Origin of the sequence: Devosia sp. (genome assembly GCF_014860165.1) — a bacterium.
GTDB lineage: Bacteria > Pseudomonadota > Alphaproteobacteria > Rhizobiales > Devosiaceae > Devosia.
The window spans coordinates 70783-89656 of the sequence record NZ_JACZKG010000063.1 but is presented as its reverse complement, the minus strand read 5'-3'; the positions used below and the strand labels follow the sequence as shown (position 1 = coordinate 89656).

16 protein-coding genes are annotated in these 18874 nt (G+C 63.8%); 2 read left to right on the top strand and 14 right to left on the bottom strand.

The window, feature by feature from the left end:
- Positions 1-13: 13 nt before the first annotated feature.
- The 6 genes from IH615_RS15835 to IH615_RS15810 form a co-directional block, all read right to left on the bottom strand.
- Positions 14-1303 (bottom strand): hypothetical protein, encoded by a 1290-nt coding sequence (locus IH615_RS15835; RefSeq protein ID WP_291363248.1) that lies wholly within the window; start codon positions 1301-1303, stop codon positions 14-16.
- A gap of 171 nt (positions 1304-1474) precedes the next feature.
- On the bottom strand, positions 1475-2362 hold the full coding sequence (locus IH615_RS15830) for a GntR family transcriptional regulator (RefSeq protein WP_291363246.1): 888 nt from the start codon (positions 2360-2362) through the stop codon (positions 1475-1477).
- 97 nt (positions 2363-2459) lie between these two features.
- Positions 2460-3479: a zinc-binding alcohol dehydrogenase family protein gene (locus IH615_RS15825; protein ID WP_291363244.1), complete on the bottom strand. Its 1020-nt coding sequence runs from the start codon at positions 3477-3479 to the stop codon at positions 2460-2462.
- 52 nt (positions 3480-3531) lie between these two features.
- Complete coding sequence (locus IH615_RS15820) at positions 3532-4455, bottom strand: sugar ABC transporter substrate-binding protein (protein WP_291363242.1); 924 nt, start codon at positions 4453-4455, stop codon at positions 3532-3534.
- Between the two features lie 78 nt (positions 4456-4533).
- The gene (locus IH615_RS15815; RefSeq protein WP_291363240.1) at positions 4534-5283 is read right to left on the bottom strand and encodes an ATP-binding cassette domain-containing protein; all 750 of its coding nucleotides are present in this window, start codon (positions 5281-5283) and stop codon (positions 4534-4536) included.
- Positions 5280-6305 (bottom strand): ABC transporter permease, encoded by a 1026-nt coding sequence (locus IH615_RS15810; protein WP_291363277.1) that lies wholly within the window; start codon positions 6303-6305, stop codon positions 5280-5282. The genes IH615_RS15815 and IH615_RS15810 overlap by 4 nt, the downstream gene beginning before the upstream one ends.
- Before the next feature lie 382 nt (positions 6306-6687).
- On the opposite strand from IH615_RS15810, the gene IH615_RS15805 reads away from it, so the two are divergent.
- On the top strand, positions 6688-7758 hold the full coding sequence (locus IH615_RS15805) for a LacI family DNA-binding transcriptional regulator (RefSeq protein WP_291363238.1): 1071 nt from the start codon (positions 6688-6690) through the stop codon (positions 7756-7758).
- A 78-nt stretch (positions 7759-7836) separates the two neighbouring features.
- On the opposite strand, the gene IH615_RS15800 is transcribed toward IH615_RS15805, so the two are convergent.
- The 4 genes from IH615_RS15800 to IH615_RS15785 form a co-directional block, all read right to left on the bottom strand.
- Positions 7837-8994 carry a mandelate racemase/muconate lactonizing enzyme family protein gene (locus tag IH615_RS15800; protein WP_291363236.1) on the bottom strand — a complete coding sequence of 386 codons (1158 nt, stop codon included), beginning with the start codon at positions 8992-8994 and terminating at the stop codon, positions 7837-7839.
- A gap of 118 nt (positions 8995-9112) precedes the next feature.
- The gene (locus tag IH615_RS15795; protein ID WP_291363234.1) at positions 9113-9865 is read right to left on the bottom strand and encodes an FCD domain-containing protein; all 753 of its coding nucleotides are present in this window, start codon (positions 9863-9865) and stop codon (positions 9113-9115) included.
- Positions 9862-11823: an ABC transporter permease subunit gene (locus IH615_RS15790; protein ID WP_291363232.1), complete on the bottom strand. Its 1962-nt coding sequence runs from the start codon at positions 11821-11823 to the stop codon at positions 9862-9864. Before IH615_RS15790 ends, IH615_RS15795 begins: the two co-directional genes overlap by 4 nt.
- Before the next feature lie 136 nt (positions 11824-11959).
- On the bottom strand, positions 11960-13360 hold the full coding sequence (locus IH615_RS15785) for an extracellular solute-binding protein (protein WP_291363230.1): 1401 nt from the start codon (positions 13358-13360) through the stop codon (positions 11960-11962).
- Between the two features lie 393 nt (positions 13361-13753).
- On the opposite strand from IH615_RS15785, the gene ugpC reads away from it, so the two are divergent.
- On the top strand, positions 13754-14812 hold the full coding sequence (ugpC, locus tag IH615_RS15780) for a sn-glycerol-3-phosphate ABC transporter ATP-binding protein UgpC (protein ID WP_291363228.1): 1059 nt from the start codon (positions 13754-13756) through the stop codon (positions 14810-14812).
- Positions 14813-14861: 49 nt separating this feature from the next.
- On the opposite strand, the gene IH615_RS15775 is transcribed toward ugpC, so the two are convergent.
- Genes IH615_RS15775 through IH615_RS15760 form a run of 4 tightly spaced genes read right to left on the bottom strand, consistent with a single transcriptional unit; the run spans position 14862 to position 18806 of the window.
- Positions 14862-15152: a hypothetical protein gene (locus tag IH615_RS15775; protein ID WP_291363226.1), complete on the bottom strand. Its 291-nt coding sequence runs from the start codon at positions 15150-15152 to the stop codon at positions 14862-14864.
- 2 nt (positions 15153-15154) lie between these two features.
- Positions 15155-16150, bottom strand: a complete 996-nt coding sequence (locus tag IH615_RS15770; protein WP_291363224.1) for an FAD:protein FMN transferase — start codon at positions 16148-16150, stop codon at positions 15155-15157.
- Entirely contained in the window at positions 16134-18326 is a 2193-nt protein-coding gene (locus IH615_RS15765) for a PepSY domain-containing protein (protein ID WP_291363222.1), read from the bottom strand. Before IH615_RS15765 ends, IH615_RS15770 begins: the two co-directional genes overlap by 17 nt.
- A gap of 12 nt (positions 18327-18338) precedes the next feature.
- Positions 18339-18806: a DUF2271 domain-containing protein gene (locus IH615_RS15760; protein ID WP_291363221.1), complete on the bottom strand. Its 468-nt coding sequence runs from the start codon at positions 18804-18806 to the stop codon at positions 18339-18341.
- Positions 18807-18874 lie beyond the last annotated feature (68 nt).

The window sequence follows — 18874 nt, the reverse complement described above, 5'->3', positions numbered from 1 at the left end:
GGTTGGTGCCAAGCTAGGCCGTCAGCACGGGAGCGAAGCCGCCACCCGGGGTCCGGAAATTGGTCGTCTGCCCTTGATAGAGGCGTGCGGCGGCCAGCAGCACCTGCCCGCCATAGGTGTAGAGGCGAACGTCCATCTTGCGTGCGACCTGCACACCGTCGACCTCGATCATCCGCTCCCCGGGCGCCGCGAAGGACTGCGCGACGTAGTCCCCTTGCACAATCTGCGCCCAGACCCCCTTGGTGACCTTGTCGCCACGGTAGACCGCCTTGCTGCCATGGCCCGAAGTGGGCTTGAAGAACAGGCCATTGCGTTGGGCCCAGAACATGTCGGCATTCTCAAGCGTGACCAGCCGGGTGTTGGGAACGCCGGCGAGAGCTTCGACATGCTTGGCTTCAAGGCCCCAGCGGGCAAGCGCCTCGCGGTCGGACAGCAAGATCAGGTTGCGCTTGTCCGCCAGGAGCGCGTGGTTGTGCGGGTTGGGCGTAACGACAACAGTGCCATCCTCATAGGCCTGCCGCATCGCCAGATGCTCGGGCAGCTGGAGCGAGAAATCCACGAGCCGGTTGTAGACGAGATCGATATCCAGGCCGTCAAATTTGATGACACCATCGGCGTAGATCAGGTCCGCCGGATCTGCGATGACGGCATCGATTCCAGCGCGGAGCAAGAGCTGCCGGGCGAGGATGAATTCGGGGTAAAGATACTGGTCCTGCGGTCGGTCATCGACGATCGCGATGCGCCGCAACACCGCTTCGCCGCGCTGCCGCTGCCATTCGCCCTGGAACATCCCGACAACAGCAGCTTCGAAGGTGTCGGGCCGGCGCAGATCAAAACCCCGCTCGACTTCGGCACAGCAGGCCCGTTGTGCCCTGGCCAGAATGGCGTTGAGGAATGCACCGCCGGCGTTGGTATTGACCTCGATCAGCTTTGGGCCGTCTGAACCCAGGTGGAAGTCGTAGCCCATGAGCGCACCGACCGGTCCGTGGTCGGGGATGGCTATAGGGGGAGCCCAGCCGAGCGATACCCTCTGGTATTCGGGGAGACCGGCGGCGGCCTCGATGGCGGAGACGATACTGGCCATCAAGGCCAGATCCTCGGGCGGCAGAAAAACCGGGACGTTGGAGAAGAGGTGCGGGCGCGTCTTGACGAAATCGTCCCAGAACCCGCCGCCGCCCACCTCGCGCGCCGCGGCATCCCGCAGGGCCTCGCGGTCGAGCGTTATGCAGAAGCAAGAGCGATTAAGGCGGTCCGACTGCAGTCGAGAGGGCTGTGGCAGTCCGGCGATTGTGGCCGTTTCCATGCGATCGTATCCAGCGTTTGGTGCGCCGGCCCTTGTTCCGCGGCCAGACGGCGCGGAACAGTGGAGCTCGGTATTCATAGATCACATTGTTGGGTCGGTTCCCAAGACCCCATCCTGCCGCAGGTCGCCAAGCATTTGCAGGTCGGTTGCCGGGCAGCCCATCGCGGGCGGCTATCGGCCGAAAGAACGCAGCATGGTCATTCTGGCGGAAGACAGGTGCCGATTGCACGCCGCCCTCACCTGGTCGCGGTCACGGCTGAACAGGGCGGCGATGTAGGCCAGATGCTCGTTGATGGCGACTTCGTTGCGATGCCGCTCGTCGCGCTTGTTCCACTGGTAGTGGTAGTGAAAGATGAAGGTGATGATGTCGTAGAAATCGTCGATGAAGCGGTTCGGCACGGCCGAGTTCACCAGCCGGTGGAAGCGATTGTCCAGGTCGGAGAAGTCGTGGAACCGCTCGTCGATCTCGCCCAGCAGTTCGTGGTGCTCCCGTTCGATGGCCCTGAGGCGGGACCAGATTGGTGCTGCAGGGCGCAGTTCCGCAAAGGCGAGGGCAGAGCGCATCTCGAACATCTCGCGGATCTCGAACAGCTCGATGGCGAAGTCCTCGGTGAAGCCCTTGAACAGCCAGCCGGCATTGGGACGTCTCTCGATGAGTCCGAAGCGCTGGAAGCGATTGAGGAATTCGCGAATGCCCGTGGTGCCCACGCCGAACAGTCGGGCCAGCTCGAGTTCGTTGATGAGCGTGCCCGGCTTGGTATCGCCCCGCAGCATCCACTCCATGAACTGCCGCTCAACCTGGCTGGACGTGGACTGCGTCTCGGCATCGGAAAAACGCGCCGATTCCGGCGGCATATGCGCAAGGGTCCGACTACGCCCCTCGCCGGCCACGAATCCGCGCGCAGCCATTTCCAGGAGCACCTTGCGGACCGTCGTCCGGCTGACCCCCAGATGGCGGCTCAGGTCGTGTTCAGGCGGCAGGGCGACGCCGACGCTGGACGTGGCCAGCAATTGCAGCATGTCGTTGAACGCAGCCTTGTAAACCGTGTCACTCTTCATGGCACACCTGTTTCGCGTGCTAATATAGCGCGCCGCGCCTGTCGACCATACCTGCGCGACGCCTCCCGGCGGCGATGGTGGGGCAGCGGGAGGCGCCTCAGAGTTCGATGAGGGCCTTGACGAGCCCCTGCTTCTGGACCGCCCAGCGCGGGAGGTTGTCGGCGGCGTCGGCAAGGGAGGTGCGGTGCGTAATCAATGCATCGACGGGAATTGCCCCTGCCCTGATGGCAGCGATGACGGCAGAGAAGTCCTCGGCCATCGCGTTCCTGCTGCCCAGCAGCGACATTTCCCGGCGGTGGAATTCGGCATCGGTGAAGCTGACGTCGCCCTTGACCACGCTGATCAGGACATAGGTTCCGCCATGAGCGACGCTGCTGAAACCAGCCTGGATGGACTGCAGGTTGCCCGTGGCGTCCAACACGATATCGTAGCCGTCCCCGCCAGTCAGTTCGGCAATCCGGGCGTCGGCATCGGAATCGGCGACGACGGCCGTGACACTGCCAAGCATGGCGGTGGCTGCCGCCAGCCGCTCGGGATCGCGATCCATGATTGTCAGGGAAGCGCCGCTGCGCGCCGCGAACAAGGCAGCGCCAAGTCCGATCGGTCCGGCGCCGACGACCAGCGCATGGTCGCCCGCCTGCATCCGGGACCGACGCACGGCATGCGCGCCGATGGCGAGGAATTCCACGGCCGCGCAGGCGTCGAGGCTCAGCCCTTCGGAGCGCACCAGGTTGACGGCTGGCAAGCTGAGCAGCTCGGTCATGCCCCCGTCGCGATGGACGCCCAGCACCTCGATCCGGGTGCAGCAATTGGGTTTGCCGCGGCGGCAGGCAATGCAGGTGCCGCAGGACAGGTATGGATTGACCACGGCAATATCGCCGGACGAAAAGTCCGAATCTTCGGGGGCCTCGACAACCTCCACCGCCAGTTCATGCCCCATGACACGGGGATAGTTGAGGAAGGGGTGCTTGCCCTCGAAGATGTGATAGTCCGTGCCGCAAATGCCGACCCGGCGCGGACGGACGAGGATTTCCCCTGGGCCCCTGACCGGCGCCGGACGGCGCACCAGCCGCAAGGTCCCTGGTTCGCTGCATTCTAGCGCGTCAACAAAGCTCATCTTGCATGTCCTGAAGTGGCGACGGGGGGCCGAGCCGGCCCCCCGCGATTGGCTACTGGAAGTCGGCGACGTTGTCGGCGGTGACGAGACCAGCGCCGGTGTCGACCAGCACCTCGACCTCTTCGCCGCGGATGGCACGGACCAGTGCATCGACGCCGAGTTCACCCATCTTGGCCGGGAACTGGGCCACGGTGGCGTCTTCCTGGCCGGACACGATCTTGTCGAGCTCGCCGCAGCAGGCGTCGAAGCCGACCAGCACGATGGCGTCATTGGCGATGCCGGCATTCTCGATCGCCTGGGCGGCGCCGACAGCCGGCGGGCCGCAGGCGGCATAGATGGCCTTGAGATCAGGGTTGGCCGTCAGCAGATCCTCGGCGGCGGAAACGCCGAGTTCCTGGGTGCAGTTGGTGGCACCCTTGCCGACGATCTGGACGTCAGGTCCGCCGGCAAGACCCTTGAGCATGCCGGTGACGCGATCATCCAGGGCCGGAACCCCGGGCACGCCCTCCAGAATGCCGAGCGTGTCGCCATCCTTGAGCACTGTCTTGAGATATTCGCCCGCGATCTTGCCGGCATTGTAGTTGTCGGTGGTGGCAAGGGCCGTCTTGCCCAGCCAGTCGGGAATGTCGTTGTCCATGAGGACGATCTTGACGCCCGCTTCGATGGCCCGGTCGAGTGCCGGGGCGACGGTTGGATCGACCGGGGTCAGGGCGATGCCCTGCACACCCTGGGTGACCATGGATTCGATAAGGGCAATCTGCCCCTCGATATCGGTGCCCGAAGCGCCCTGACCGTAGATGATTTCTACGTCAGGATTGGCAATGGCATAGGCCTTGGCCGCCTCCTCCATGGTGGAGAAGAACTCCACCGGGAACTTGGTGATGAAGCCGATCTTGATGGGGTCGGCCGACAGGGCGGGGCCGGCCAGCGCCAAGGCAAGCGCCATCCCTCCCACGATGATTGGTCGCAGTTTCATGTCTTCCTCCGATGAATGGGATGGGCTCCGGCGGAGCCTCCCTTTATCGACGTCCCTCCCGGTGCGTCGAATGTCGTGTCACGCCCCGACGATCATCGAGACGAGCTCCTGTTGGTTGGTCCTGCTGGGGATGATCTCCCCCACCTTTCGTCCCTGCCGCAGCACCACGGCGCGGCTGGCCAGTTCGGTCACATGTTCCATGTTGTGGGTGATCAGGATCACCGCATTGCCCTCGTCGCGCAGCTGGGCCACCAGATCGAGCACCTTGCGCGACTCTCGCAGGCCAAGCGCGGCGGTCGGCTCGTCGAGAATCACCACCTTGCGGGCAAAGACACTGGCGCGGGCCACCGCGACCGCCTGCCGCTGGCCGCCCGACATCAGCGCCACCGTGGCGTCTTTCCTGGGCAGGATGACCTTGAGCCGGTCGAGGACGCGGCTGGTTTCCTGGTCCATCTGGCGCGAATGGAGAAATCGCAGCCCGAGGGGAAGCCAGGACGGCCCGGCGAGCTCGCGCCCGGCATAGAAGTTCTGCGCAGGGGTCAGGTTGTCGAACAGCGCGAGGTCCTGGTAGACCGTCTCGATGCCGGCGGCGCGTGCATCGGCCGGCGAGCGTATCGCGGTGACCACGCCGTCGATGGTGATTTCCCCTTCATCGATCCGGTGCACGCCGCTGATGCATTTGATCAGCGTCGACTTGCCGGCACCATTGTCGCCCAGCAGGGCCAGCACTTCGCCGCGCCGGGCGTCCAGGCTGATGTCGTTGAGGGCCAGGACTGGCCCGAAGCGCTTGGTGGCATTGCGGATGCTGAGGATGACGTCGTTGTTCATTGCAGCCTCGCCGCGCGCAGGGTCCGCACACGCCCTTCGAGATAGGTCCGCAGCACATCTGCCTCGACCGCCAGCACGATGACGACACCGATGGCGATGAGCTGGAAGAAGATGTCGACATTGAGCAGGTTCAGCGCATTGCGGATAACGCCGATCATCACCGCGCCCACCAGGGCATGGCCGATATGGCCGCGGCCGCCCAGGAAACTGGCGCCGCCGATGATCACCGCAGCGATCGTATCGAGCTCAAGCAGGTTGCCGAACAGGGGAGAGCCGGCATCGGTGCGTCCGGCCAGCAGCACGGCGCCAATCCCGGCACACAGCCCGGAAATGATGTAGGTCGAAACCAGTACGCCACGCGTAGGAATGCCCATCCGCACGGCGGCCTCTGGCTTGCCGCCCACCGCATAGATCCAACGCCCCCAGACCATGGTCTTGGCCATCACCAGGATCAGGGCCGCGACCCCTGCCACCACGAAGAAAGAGGCGGGAATACCAAATACCGCGTCGCCGCCGATGAACCGGATCGCTTCGGGCATGCCGGGGATGGCGCGACCGTCAGCAAGCTCCAGCGCGGTGCCCTTGGCAATGCTGAGGGTAGCGAGGGTGATCACGAAGGGATGCGGCAGGCGGCCGAACACATAGACGATGCCGTTGATGGCGCCGACAGCGGCACCGCTCATCAGCATCGTCAGGATGGTCAGAATGGTGGAGCCGGTGGCCTGATAGACCAGCGCGCCGGTGACGGTGGCGAGAGCCAGGTTGGAGCCGACGGACAGATCGATGCCCCGTGTAAGGATCACCAGGTGCTGCCCCATGGCGACCACCGAGATCACCGCTGTCTGGGCCAGGATATTGGAGATGTTGCGCGGCGTCAGGAAGTGCGGCGAGGCCATGCTCAGCAGTATAATGAGGGCGAGCAGAATGGCGATCGGTCCGACGCTGAGCAGGCTCAGCCAGAGCGAAAGTACACTCGCCGGCTCGCGATGAGCCGCTGCCAGGTCCGGGTCTGCGTTGTTCATCGTGGCCAAGTGGGTTGTCGCTCCTGTGTTCTTTTATAGATAAAGAGCACCCATAACGGTGGCAAACTGTTTTTTATGAATAATAAAACCGAGCATCATAAGATAATATCATCATCATCAAAGCGCTGCTGTTCTGGGGATGCCGAGCTGAGCGCCCGGTCGGAACAGTGCGCGGCCGACCGACGGCCAGAGAGGAAAATCAAGGGATAACGGCGCCGGGAGGAAAATTGCCAAACTTGGTCATGGTGTCTGGTGACGCTGGCAAACGAGGTCGCTATGGTGGCCGAAATGCCACCTGGGCCGCAGACGCGGCACACTCGCACCCCTTCCACTTCGCCGTCCGGTGGCACCGGATGGACACCATCGACAAGGACATAAGCCCGTGACGACTTCCAAGCGACGCTCACCAACGGGGCGACCGACGATGATGGATGTCGCTGCGGCCGCGGGCGTTTCGCAGGCGACCGTGTCGCTCGTGCTCAGCGGTGGCAAGAGTGGCCGGCTGGCCGACGAGACGCGCCGGAAGGTGGTCGAGGCGGCACGGACGCTGGGCTACAAGTTCGTCCGCCGCGCCCAACGCGCCGCCCCGGGTGGACAGTCCACGATAGTCTTCATCGCCGACGAGACCATCACCGATCCCTGGACGTCACTGGCATTCGAGGGCGCCCGGGACAAAGCTCTCGAAGTGGGGATCAACATGCTCATGGGCGTCAGCCACGCCGACGCGGACGTCGAGACCAGCATTCTCGCCGGTCTCGGCAATGTTCCGATCCTGGGCCTGATCTACGGCACCATCCTGACCCGCGTTGTCCAGCTGCCGCAGGCTTTCGCCCGGCACCGGCTGGTGCTCGTCAACTGCTACGACCAAGAGCATGCCTACCACTCCGTGCTGCCCGGTGACGTTCTGGGTGGACGCACCGCTACCGAGCACCTGCTGCGCCAGGGGCGCAAGCGCATCGGCTTCATCAACGGCCAGCAGGGGGTGGACGCGGCGCGGGATCGCCTCAAGGGCTACAAGCAGGCGCTGGCCAGCAACGATGTGCCCTTCGACCCTGACCTGGTCCGGCCGGGCAATTGGGAGCCGTCCGCCGGCTATGAGATGACGATGGAACTGATGGCGCTGGATAATCCGCCGGACGGGATCTTCTGTGCCAACGACATGATGGCAGTCGGTTGCTATGACGCGCTGCGAGAACTCGGGCACAAGGTGCCCGACGATGTCGCCGTCATCGGCTTTGACGATCGCGAGATCGCGCAATACATGCGGCCGCCACTCAGCACACTGGTGCTGCCCCAGTATGAAATGGGCCGCACTGCAGTTGAACTGCTGCTCGATGACGCCGGCGGACTGCATTCCTCGCCCAGCCGCATCAAGGTCGAGTGCGAACTTGTCGAGCGAGAGTCAACGCAGTTGTCCTCGCAGGCCGTGCCAATGCGGCAATCCGCCCAATAGTGGCCACGCCAGGGGGAGGCCCTGTGACGCGGCCGCCCCTGGCGGACTGCTCTCAGTTCTGGCGGCACGCCGGCCCGGTCACGCGAACCAGGTGGTCCCCGGATACTGGTGGGCCTTGGCCACGTCTTCGTTGAGCTCGAGCCCGATGCCCGGCCGGTCGCTCATGGTGATCTTGCCGTTCTTGATGATGTCGCCGCCATCTGAAATCGTCGACCAGTAGTCGCGATGGAACCAGTGGAACTCCAGCACCAGGAAGTTGGGGATGGTGGCGCAGACATGGGCTGATGCCATGGTGCCGATCGGGGACGAGACGTTGTGCGGCGCGAAGGGGATCGAATAGAGGTCCGCCATCTCGGCAATCTTGCGGCATTCCGACAACCCGCCGCATTTTGGGATGTCCGGCATGATGATGTCGACCGCCTGCTGCTCGAGCAGCTTGCGGAAGCCGTGGCGCAGATAGAGATTCTCGCCGGCGCAGATCGGGGTTGAGGTCGAGCGGGTGATCTCGGCCATGACGTCGATATTCTCGGGCGGCACGGGCTCTTCGAGCCACATCAGCTGGAGATGTTCGAGATCCCGTGCGAGGCGAATGGCGCTGTGCTTGTCGAGCCGCGTGTGCAGGTCGCACGCCACCTCCACGCCCTTGCCCGCGGCTTTCACCACCATCTCGGCCAGTTGCACCATGCGGTCATGCTCCCATTTGTTGGGAGTCATGTTGAACTTGTCCTTTTCGTACCAGCCGGTCTCGCTGCCGGTATGGCCATAAGCGCGGATATCGAGATCAACCTTGAGCGCCGTGAAGCCGGCCGCCAGCACCTGGTCGACCTCGGCCTGCACCTCGTCCATGTTCATGCCAGGCGAGACTTCGCAGTCGCAATAGACCCGGATGTCGTCTCGGAACTTTCCGCCCATCAATTCATAGATCGGCACCTTGAGTGCCTTGCCCTTGAGGTCCCAGAGCGCGATCTCGATGCCGGTCAGGGCAGTGATCAGCGCGCCGGCAAAGCCGCCCTCGAAGACCAGGCTGCGGCGCAGGTCCTCGAAGATGGCGTCGATGGCGAACGGATCGCGACCGACCAGCTTGTGCGCCAGCTCCTGCTGGATGATGGCGATGGCCTGATGGCCTCCGTGGACGCATTCGCCCAGGCCCGTGATCCCCGCATCGGTCTCGATGCGGACCCACAGATGCATGCAATGGCCGCTCGTCGCCGCCGTCTTGACTGACGTAATCTTCAATTGACCTCTCCCGGACGGTCGCATTGGTTCGCGCCGCCTCTTGCTCAAAACTGCTCTCAGGTAGATGGAGCGACCACTGCCTGCCTGGTGTCGGGCACGGACGCTCATGCGGCGCCCGCTATGCCGGCGCCATATCCTGAGTATTCTCAAATGTCGTGATGCCCACCTGGAGGTGGGACTGCAGAGCATATTGGTATCGAATGCGATCCCGGATCGCCAACGCATCCACCACGGCGGCGTGCTGGTCGTAGGTATCGACCGTAAAGTCCTGCAACTGCTTGGCCCGCTCCATGATGCGGATAATGACGGGCTTCATGATGCGATAGACGTCGCACACGGCCCGGTTCTCCAGGATCGACACCAGGCGAAGGTGGAAGTGGAAATCCATCTCCGATGCTTCCTCGATCGACCCTGCGGCGCGCATCTGGGCATTGATGCTGCGCATCTCGGCAATGTCGTCGGGGCGCATCTGGTCAAAGATGGCATCGACCGACCCTACCTCGATCAGCTTGCGGAAGCCCTGGATATCGTCGAACGTTCGTCGCGAGATTTCCAGGGTGTTGAATGAGAACAGGTCAAGCGCCCGCTCCATCCGGTCGTCGACGATGATGGCGCCTATCTTGGGACGGACGGACACGATGCCGTAGGCCTTCATGATGCGCATGGCTTCGCGCACGGTATTTCGGCTGGCCTGAAAACGCTCGCATAGTTCGCGCTCGGTCGGGAGGCTGTCGCCGACGCCCAGACCTCCGTCGGAGATGAGGCCACGGATGTTGAGCACCATGGCGTCGACTGCCGACGGGATCGAGTTGCGCACGATGGAGGCGTTCAGCGCGCTGCCAGCTCTCCCCCTGCGAGACGGTTCGTTCATCCCTTGACTGCCCCGACGGTCAGCCCCTCGGAGAGGAAACGCTGGGCATAGACATAGAGGATGGCCACCGGAATGGCGGTGAGGAGCGATGCCGCCATCAGCTTGCCCCAGGGCAGGATGTCGCCGACCACCATCGATTGCAGCCCGATGGGCAGGGTTCGCAGGGATTCACTGGTGATGAAGACGAAGGCGAACAGGAACTCATTCCACGCATTGGTAAAGGCAAACAGGGTCACCGACAGGATGGCGGGCGCGGCAAGGGGAAGGGTGATGCGCCAGAAAATATAGAATCGGCTTGCGCCATCGATACGTGCGGCTTCTTCGAGTTCGACCGGAATGGACCTGAAGTACCCCATTAGCACCCAGGTGGCGAAGGGCAACAAGAATGTCGGATAGGTAACGATGAGCGCCGTGTGGCTGTTGATGACGCCCATTGTCGTCAGTGTCTGGTAGAGCGGAATGAACAACAGCGTGCCAGGCAGCAGGTAGGTGATCAGCAGGAGGGTGGTCAGCAAACCCGCGCCGCGAAACCGTAGTCGCGACAGCGCATAAGCTGCTAGCGACGCCAGGGCGACTGACACAAGTGTGCTGACAGCGGCGACGAATACCGAGTTCATGAGCCAAGTCAGGAACGGTGTATCACGAAGCAGCGAGGTGTACTGGTCGGTGGTGGCAGGTTCCGGCCAGAAGATCGACCGGCGTTCGCTGATCTGCGTCGTGGATTTGAGTGAGGTGGTGACGATCCAGTAGAAGGGAAAGAGCACGAAGACCAGAAGCGGCGTCAGCACCAGCAGGCGCGCAATCGGGCCAGCATTGGAACGCGCCTGTTGCCGGAAGATCGGCTGCAAGGCAGATCGGCCGGTGGCAACCCGCACCCTGCGCACGGCCCATTCCAGCCCGGCAAATACCAGTTGGATCGGCAGGAAGATAAAATCGATGATGATGTTCACCAACCCGGTTCCGCCGGCCAGCAGGCGGTCGGCAAAGCTGGGCCCACGATCGGACGCGCCGTCGCGCTTGTCATCGTGGCGCATGAAGCGGGCCAGCAGCCAGATCAGGATAGCCATCAGGGGCGCTACGCTGAAGGCGATCGCAATACCGGGGCCGTATTGCAGCGAGCCCAGAGCCTTCTCATAAGCCAGGATGGAATAGAGCTTGGTGGCGCCGCTCGGTCCGCCACCGGTCATCAGGAAGGGCAGGCCGAACTGATTGAAGGTGGAGATGAACGAGAGCAGCAGGGTGACGACGATCACATAGCGCAGCCCGGGCAGGGTTACGTTGCGGAAGCGCTGGACGGCGTTGGCGCCGTCGACCTGCGCCGCCTCGATCTGCTCGCGGTCAATTGCCTTGAGTCCCGCCAGCAGCAGCAGGACGAAGAAGGGAATGCCCTTCCAGACGTTGACCGAGATGATGCTGCCCATGGCCATGTTGGGATCGGACAGCCAACCAAGCGGACGATCGATGATCCCCGCCCCCTGCAGGATGGGATTAAGGCCGCCGAACATTGGATCGTAGATGCTCTTCCAGGCCAGAGCGGTGACAATCTCGGGAACGATCCATGGCAGCAGCATGATGCCGCTGAGCAGGCTGCGGAAGGGCAGCTTGCTATTGAGGATGAGCGCGACCGTCATGCCGATGACGAATTTCAGCAGCAGCGACCAGAAGGTGAACTGGATGGTATTCTGCATGGCCTGCAGGAAGTCGCTGCTGGTCCAGAGACGCTGATAGTTGCGCAGCCCGACATTGGCGGTCTCGCCGGTCAGGAAGTTGAGCGAGGTAGTGCTGATGAAAATGGCGCTGATGAATGGCCAGAAAATCAGCAAGGCCATGATGAGGACCATCGGCAGGACGAACAGGTAGCCAACCTTCCAGTCGCGCCCGAAGAGGTTCTCCAGACGTTTTTTGTTCGTGGTCCGCGGCCTTCTCGCCCCAAGCGCCAGGGTCATCCGATCTTCCATGCCAACACTCCAGCGGGGCCATGTCCCCGGTCGAAAATGGGAAAGCGGCTGCGCGGTCCGAAGGCGGCGCAGACGCGGGTTGGTCGATGGGCCGCGACGGAGTGGTACAACCCGACCCCGTCGCGCGCCCCTGCGGCTACATGATGCCGCCTTCTTCGAAGATCTGGACGATCTTGTTGTGCGCGTCGGTTACGGCTTCCTGGGAGGTCATGCGGCCGGCAATCACGTTGCCCATGGACTGTTCCAGCACGCCCTGGGCGCGGATGGCGTCGATCTGCGCCGCAGGCTGAGCGGGCCAGGAGGCACCGATGAAGGGCTCAGGAACACTGACCTGATCCTTGATGATCGCGTAGTTCGGGTCGGCCGCAATCAGTTCATCGGTCCACAGATTCTCGTATGCCGGCATGAACAGCCCGCCCGCAACCGCGGACATCGGGGTGAAGTTGGCCGGATCGAGCAGCTCGAGCGCCAGTTTCCTGGCAAGATCGACATTGGGTGCACCCTTGAAGATCGTCAGCCAGCCACCCACTGCACCACCGTCGCGACTATCGCCGTTGTTGGCGTTCGGCTGACGCAGCAGGATCGTGCCCGGGAAGACCGGGTTGTTGTCTCGCTTGGCCGCCGCATAGACGGAGAAGGCGTTGTGGGTATAGCCGATACTGCCGGCGAGATAGGCTTCGTTGTTGGAAATGTCCCCCCAGCTCTCGACGCCCGGGGGCAGCATGGCGGCATATTTGCCGTTGCGGTCGTAGGTTTCGCGGACGAACTCGTAGGCGGCAACAGTTTCGGGCGAGTCGAACTCCACCTTGGTGCCGGTTTCGTCGGTGAAGTGGCCGCCAAAGGCGTTGAGGATACCCGATGCCACACCCCAGCCGTCGCCGGACTGGTTGACGGTAAGGCCCCAGCCCCAGAACTCGTTGTCCGGGTCAGAGATGGCCAGAGCCGCCTCGCGCCGCTTTTCCCAGGTGTCCAGGGTCTGCGGATCGATACCCTTTTCCTTCAGCTTGTCGCCACGGAAGAACGTGCCGGTGGTGTTGGCGATGAACGGAATTGCCATCCACTTGCCGTCGATCTTGCCGATCTTTTCGGCATTGATGCCGCGCATAACGTTGCCGTACTTGCTGATGGCCTCCTCGACCACGTCGTTGACGTCTTCGAGCAGACCCAGAAGGTGCATCTGTGGCACGGAGACGTTGCTGGTATAGGCCAAGTCCGGCGGGTTGCCCGCCTGCACGGCGGCCGACATCTTGCCCAGGAAATCGCCAAACGATTCCGGGTTGGTCGTCGAGATATCGAGCTCGGAATTGTTGGCCGCGGCAAACTTGGTGACCGTGTCGCGGAACAGGTTCTGTGCCGCTTCGAAATACTCGGTCCGGTGAATCACGGTCAGCTTGCCGGCGGCGCCCTGTGGCAAGTCCATTTCCGGGGCGGCGTCCTGCGCAAAGGCGGGCAAGCCGTTGCTGGCTGCCCACAGGCCGATGCCCGCGGCACCGCCGGTCCTCAATACGTCGCGGCGGCTGAATTTATTCGACGTCATGCTTCCGTCTCCTCCTGTTGAAACATGGCCAAGCGCTCGCAAGCCCGTTGGGTGGCGTGAAAGCCCTCGCAATGCGCCTCGTCCTCCCGGGTGAGGGAGCCTCCCGCTCCGCCACACGCTTCATCCGCCGGGTGGTCTTTTGTCCCATCATTAGCGGTGAATACATCAAGAATTAGGAGATGATCGGTCGCCGAGTCAACCTTTTGTCCCACAAAAGACTTGATGAGCTCCAACCATCCCATTAGACACGAAGTCAGGATGCGACGATCCGCGCTATCCGCCGGGGAGGGCGGAGTGCTGTCGAGATGGTCGCGTCCGGTGTTTTGGGGTCACCAACCGCTCCCGGCAAATGCGGGGCGGGTGAGCGTCGACAGTCGATCTAGGGAGGACAAGATGGGTGCCGTGACGATCCGGGATGTTCGAAAGAACTATGGCAGCTTGGAAGTGCTGCACGGGGTGTCGATTGACATTGCCGATGGCGAATTCGTCATCCTGGTTGGACCCTCCGGCTGCGGAAAATCCACCTTGCTGCGAATGATAGCGGGCCTGGAGGACATTACCGGTGGCGAGATCGAAATCGCCGGCACGGTCGTCAACGATCTGGCACCCAAGGATCGCGACATCGCCATGGTGTTCCAGTCCTACGCCCTCTATCCCCACATGACCGTCGAAGAAAACATGGCGTTTTCGCTCCGCCTCGCCCGAGTGCCGAAGGAAGAGATCAAGCGCCGCGTCACCAGCGCTGCGGTTATTCTGGGACTCGATACCTACCTCGAGCGCTATCCGCGCCACCTGTCGGGCGGGCAGCGGCAGCGCGTCGCCATGGGTCGTGCCATCGTGCGCAATCCGACCGTGTTCCTGTTCGATGAGCCGCTGAGCAATCTGGACGCCAAGCTGCGCGTGCAGATGCGGAGCGAAATCAAGCTCAACCACCAGCGCCTCAAGACCACCACGGTCTATGTCACGCACGATCAGATCGAGGCGATGACCATGGCGGACCGGATCGTGGTCATGCATTCAGGCAATATCGAACAGATCGGCACGCCCCTGGAACTCTACGACCACCCCGCCAACCTGTTCGTCGCAGGCTTTATTGGCTCGCCGGCCATGAACATCGTTGATGGCTCGATTACCGGATCCAAGTTCCGCTTTGCCGACGGCACGAGTATCGATCTGGGCACCCTGCCAGCCGGCGTCACGGATGGCCCCATTACCCTGGGGGTACGCCCCGAGCACCTGCGCCTCGACCCCGCAGGAACCCTGGCAGAAGTTGTGGTCATCGAGCCCACCGGCTCTGAAACCCAGGTCACGCTAAGCCTGGGCGGACAGGACCTTGTCGGGGTCTTCCGGGAGCGGATCAGTGCGGCTCCCGGTCAAACCATCGGCATAGGCTTCGACCACAACCTGCTGCACCTGTTCGACACCGAAACCGGAAAGCGCGTCGTCCGCTGACGGCAGTCATGGCGTCGAGGTGCTCGAGCGGCGTGCCGCTCGAGTTAGCTCAATCGTTGTCGTCGTCGTCCTCGTGATCGTCGTCGTCTTCGTCATCGCCGTGTCTCGCTGCCAGCATGTTGGAGGCAGCGAGATCGGCCTCGGTGCAGAGCACCGTGCCAGTCACCCTCCCGCCGGGCAGCATGAAGGTGCCTTCGATCTCGCTGCCGACGCCGGCCGTCTTGCAGTGCTGGTAGATGAGATCGGGCGTCAATTGGCCACGGATATCGGCCGCGGCAGCGGGGAGCGCAGCGCCCAGGCTGCAAAGCGCGATGGCCAGTCGGATGGTTGGTGCGTTCATGGTCAGTCCTCCTTGGATATGGGGTGTTGGGTGGTGGTCGCTGCAACGCCTGGTGGCCGTTCGGTGAACAGGGCCTCAAGCCCGTAGGTCGATACGATCTCGCCGCTGGCGGCGGGTCCCAGGACGAGCAGAGCGGTTGCCCAGGCGTCGGCGGCCATGCAGGTCTCAGCCAACACGGTCACGGCGGCCGGCCCATCGGCAAGCGGCATTCGCCGCCGCGGGTCCATGGTGTGCGCGTAGCGGATGCCGCCGATATCGACGAAGTGTCGGTAGTCGCCCGATGTGGCGACGGCGCCATCGGTCAGCTCGATCACACCCTGCGCCGCGCGCCGTCCGACGTCAGGTCTCTCCACGGCGACGCGCCAGGGCGAGCCGTCAGGCTTGCCGCCCGATGCGCGCAGCTCCCCATCGATCGAGACGAGGAAATGGGCGATGCCATGTGCGAGGAGCACGCCGGCAAGCTCGTCAACGCCAAAGCCTTTGGCGATGCCGGACAGGTCGAGCGATATTTCGGCGCGCTTGCGGATGTGACGCTGCCCTGGGTCCAACTCCAGGCAGAGATGGGCCGGTATGCCTGCCCCTGCCCGCGCAGCGGCGACGTCGTCATTTCGGTGGTTTTGGCTCCCGCCGCCAAAACCCCATACCGCGACCAGATCGCCAACGCCGATATCGAAGGCACCGTTCGACTGGCGACCGATATCGATCGCCGCCGCCAGCACCGTGGCGAGCTGCCGGGGCACGGGAAACCAGGAGTTGGTCGGAGCGCGGTTGAAGCGCATCAGGTGGGAGTCGGGCTTCCAGGTCGACATCTGGGCGTCGACCGCATCGACCGCCGCCTGCAACTCACGGCGCAGCTCGGGTAGATCAGCAGTCGGGGGAGCGTAGAACACGGCGGAATAGCGCGTGCCCATGGTCGGGCCGCTTATGACCTGCCGGTCGAGGGGTACCGATATCGGGGCGAAACGCGGCCGCTCGCTCAACTCAGTAAGCGTCTTCAAGATAGAGCCCCTTCTGGTTGAGGGCCGCGGCCGAAAGGCCAAGCGGGGCCAGGCACAGGTCGAGCGCGGCGCGCACGCCTTCAGCCATGTCGCGCCCACCGCAGACCATGATCTGGGCACCCTGGCGGACGAGGTCGCGGAGGGCATCGGCCTCATCGATCAGCAGGCCCTGCACGTAGCCACCGCCCAGGACGCGGGAGAAACGCGTGTTCAGCGACGCCAGGCGCCCGTCGTCCAATGCCTCATTCAGGTCATCGCGATAGAGAAAATCCGAGGCCGGATCGCGTCCGCCAAAAAACAGATGCATGGGACGGCGGTTGCGGTTGTGGCGCACGAAGCCTGCCAGTGGGGCCACACCGGCACCGGCGCCGATCAGGATCAGAGGCCGGCGCCCGCGTGCGGGGCGGAAAGCGGGATTGGGGCGGATGAAGACGTCGACCGCGTCACCGGGCGACAGCGCATGCAGGAATTCCGAGCACAGCCCGCCCGATTGCTTGCGGACGCAGATTTCCAGCACGCCGTCGCGCGATGAAGAGGCGAGGGAGTAGTAGCGGGGGACGTCGCTGCCGGGCGGGATGATGCCCACCAGGTCCCCGACTTCGAAATGGGGCAGGCCACCGCCGAGCCAGGCCAGACGCGTCTGGGGAGCGGCCAGCTTGAGCACTGCGACGGGCGCCTGGACCTCCACGCCATAGAGCGTGCGATCGGCAAGCACGAGCTTGCGGGTCGTCGGCAGTTTGGCGACATGGCTCAGCGACAGGGGCAGGCCAAGTTGCGCGCCGAGCAGGTGGCCCCATTCTGCAAAGTCTCCTGCCGACTGGCGGTCGATACTACTGAACCGGACGAGGCGGCGGAGGCCCCTGGCTTCGAGTGCGCCATCAACCTGGGCGGCAAAGCCACAGAAGCGGGGGAAGCTGCGGTCGCCAAACCCCAGCACGGAAAAGCTGGGTGTCGAGGCGAAGCGTTCGAGCTTGCCCAGGAACTGGCGCGCCGAGGCCGGCGCGGCGCCGTCCCCATAGGTTGCGGCGAGCACGATCAGCCGCGTGGCGCGGGGATAGCTGCCGCGCAGGTCGTTCATCGGAGCGACATGGACACACTGGCCGTGTTGCCGCAGGGCATCGTGCAGCGTGGCCGCAAAGCCCCAGGTGCTGCCGGCCTCGCTGCCGACCAAGACAATGGTCTCCGCATCACGCCAGGGCGCGTTATGGACTATGCGGGGCGTGCTGCTGCGGCGCGTCCACCAGATGATAGTCCCCGTCAGCGCCAGCAGGGGTACTGCCAGGGCGCCGAGGCCCACCAGCAGCGCGACCATGGGGGCGCCCTGGCCGGTATGGAGCAGGTAGATGAACTCGTAGGCCTGCTGCCAGGCGTCATTGGGCGTGAAGGCGAGCATTGCGCCGGTGCCCTGGTCGACATAGCCGAGACCGGCACTCGTGGTCACCGTGAAGACATCACTCGCGTCGCCAACGGCCGGAAAGCTCAGTTCGCGAAGCGCGGAGAGCGGGGTAGCCGCGAGCGCATCGAGCGACGCAATGGGTGCAACGGTCGTGCCCACACTGGCGGGGGCGAACGAGAATGTGTCGGCCGCGCTCTCGGGCAGCAGCTCGAAATTGACCGCCGACATATAGGCGCCGCTCATCGACGTCAGGAGCAGCACGACCACCCCGATGCGGGCCAGCTCGGTGTGCAGCCGCTGCGCGCCGGTGCCCCGCGAGCTGGAGAAGAGCTTGCGCCACCCGCCCATCTTGGCGACCAGCAGCAGCATGCCGCTCACGGCGAGCGCGAGGATGGCGAGGGCGGAAAACCCGGCCATGCCATGCCCGAAGCTGCCCATGAGAAAGGAGCGATGCAGGTCGGTCACGAATGTGAAGAGGGGAGAAGGCTCGTAGGCGCCGCTCGCCAGACCGGTCTGGGGATCGACGACGACAGCGCTGCGCACCCCATCCTCCAGCGTATAGGCGACGAGTTGCCCAGAGGCCGAACGCACCAGCCGCTCGACACCAGGCAGGTCCTGCGCCACGCGATCGGCCACCGTCGCCACGCTGAGGTCACCAGTCGCGGGGGCCGTGGTCGGGGCATCGGCGATTGGCTGCAACGAGAGGATGAACCCTGTGGTCGCCATGAAAATGACGAGCACGGCGCCTGCAAGGCCGGCGAGAGAGTGGAAGCGGCGCATGGCCATACCTCGCTAAAGACCGAGGGAGACGGTGTTGACATAGCCCGTACCGGTTGCCGTGGCGGGCGTGGAGGTGAGAGCGATCACCGCGTCGTCGGCATATTGGCCGCCATTCTCGACCGCGGTATCGACGTGGATCTGATAGCCGGCGTCGAGCAGCGTGTCGGCGAGGTTGGCATGGACGGTCAGGGTCTGGCCGCCGCCGACGCTGGCACCGGTGATGCCGTCGAGATTGAGTGATCCGGCGCTAGAGGCGGCGCGGGCCCAGCCCCGCAGGTCGCCGTAATATTTGGACTTCTGGCCCGAGACCCAGAGGGTGGAATTGTAGCTTCCGTCCGGATTGGTGAGATAAACCGCCAGATAGGCCGCATGGCCAGAATATTGCACCAGGCTCGTCTCAATGGTGACGTCCCGGGCCATGGCGACAGCGGGCGCGACGAGTGCGGTTGCCAGCATCAGCATTGCGGCGAGTTTCTTCATGATCGAGCTCCTGATCCTTTATTCGATGCGGCACTGGATCATGCGAAGCTGACGGCAGGCTGAAGCGG

What these genes read in the sequence shown, in the direction of transcription:
- IH615_RS15765 (WP_291363222.1), bottom strand. Translation starts at nt 18,326, where the DNA reads ATGCGCCGCTTCCACTCTCTCGCCGGCCTTGCAGGCGCCGTGCTCGTC.
- IH615_RS15835 (WP_291363248.1), bottom strand. Translation starts at nt 1,303, where the DNA reads ATGGAAACGGCCACAATCGCCGGACTGCCACAGCCCTCTCGACTGCAG.
- IH615_RS15810 (WP_291363277.1), bottom strand. Translation starts at nt 6,305, where the DNA reads ATGAACAACGCAGACCCGGACCTGGCAGCGGCTCATCGCGAGCCGGCG.
- IH615_RS15825 (WP_291363244.1), bottom strand. Translation starts at nt 3,479, where the DNA reads ATGAGCTTTGTTGACGCGCTAGAATGCAGCGAACCAGGGACCTTGCGG.
- IH615_RS15790 (WP_291363232.1), bottom strand. Translation starts at nt 11,823, where the DNA reads ATGGAAGATCGGATGACCCTGGCGCTTGGGGCGAGAAGGCCGCGGACC.
- IH615_RS15760 (WP_291363221.1), bottom strand. Translation starts at nt 18,806, where the DNA reads ATGAAGAAACTCGCCGCAATGCTGATGCTGGCAACCGCACTCGTCGCG.
- IH615_RS15795 (WP_291363234.1), bottom strand. Translation starts at nt 9,865, where the DNA reads ATGAACGAACCGTCTCGCAGGGGGAGAGCTGGCAGCGCGCTGAACGCC.
- IH615_RS15830 (WP_291363246.1), bottom strand. Translation starts at nt 2,362, where the DNA reads ATGAAGAGTGACACGGTTTACAAGGCTGCGTTCAACGACATGCTGCAA.
- IH615_RS15820 (WP_291363242.1), bottom strand. Translation starts at nt 4,455, where the DNA reads ATGAAACTGCGACCAATCATCGTGGGAGGGATGGCGCTTGCCTTGGCG.
- IH615_RS15775 (WP_291363226.1), bottom strand. Translation starts at nt 15,152, where the DNA reads ATGAACGCACCAACCATCCGACTGGCCATCGCGCTTTGCAGCCTGGGC.
- ugpC (WP_291363228.1), top strand. Translation starts at nt 13,754, where the DNA reads ATGGGTGCCGTGACGATCCGGGATGTTCGAAAGAACTATGGCAGCTTG.
- IH615_RS15815 (WP_291363240.1), bottom strand. Translation starts at nt 5,283, where the DNA reads ATGAACAACGACGTCATCCTCAGCATCCGCAATGCCACCAAGCGCTTC.
- IH615_RS15785 (WP_291363230.1), bottom strand. Translation starts at nt 13,360, where the DNA reads ATGACGTCGAATAAATTCAGCCGCCGCGACGTATTGAGGACCGGCGGT.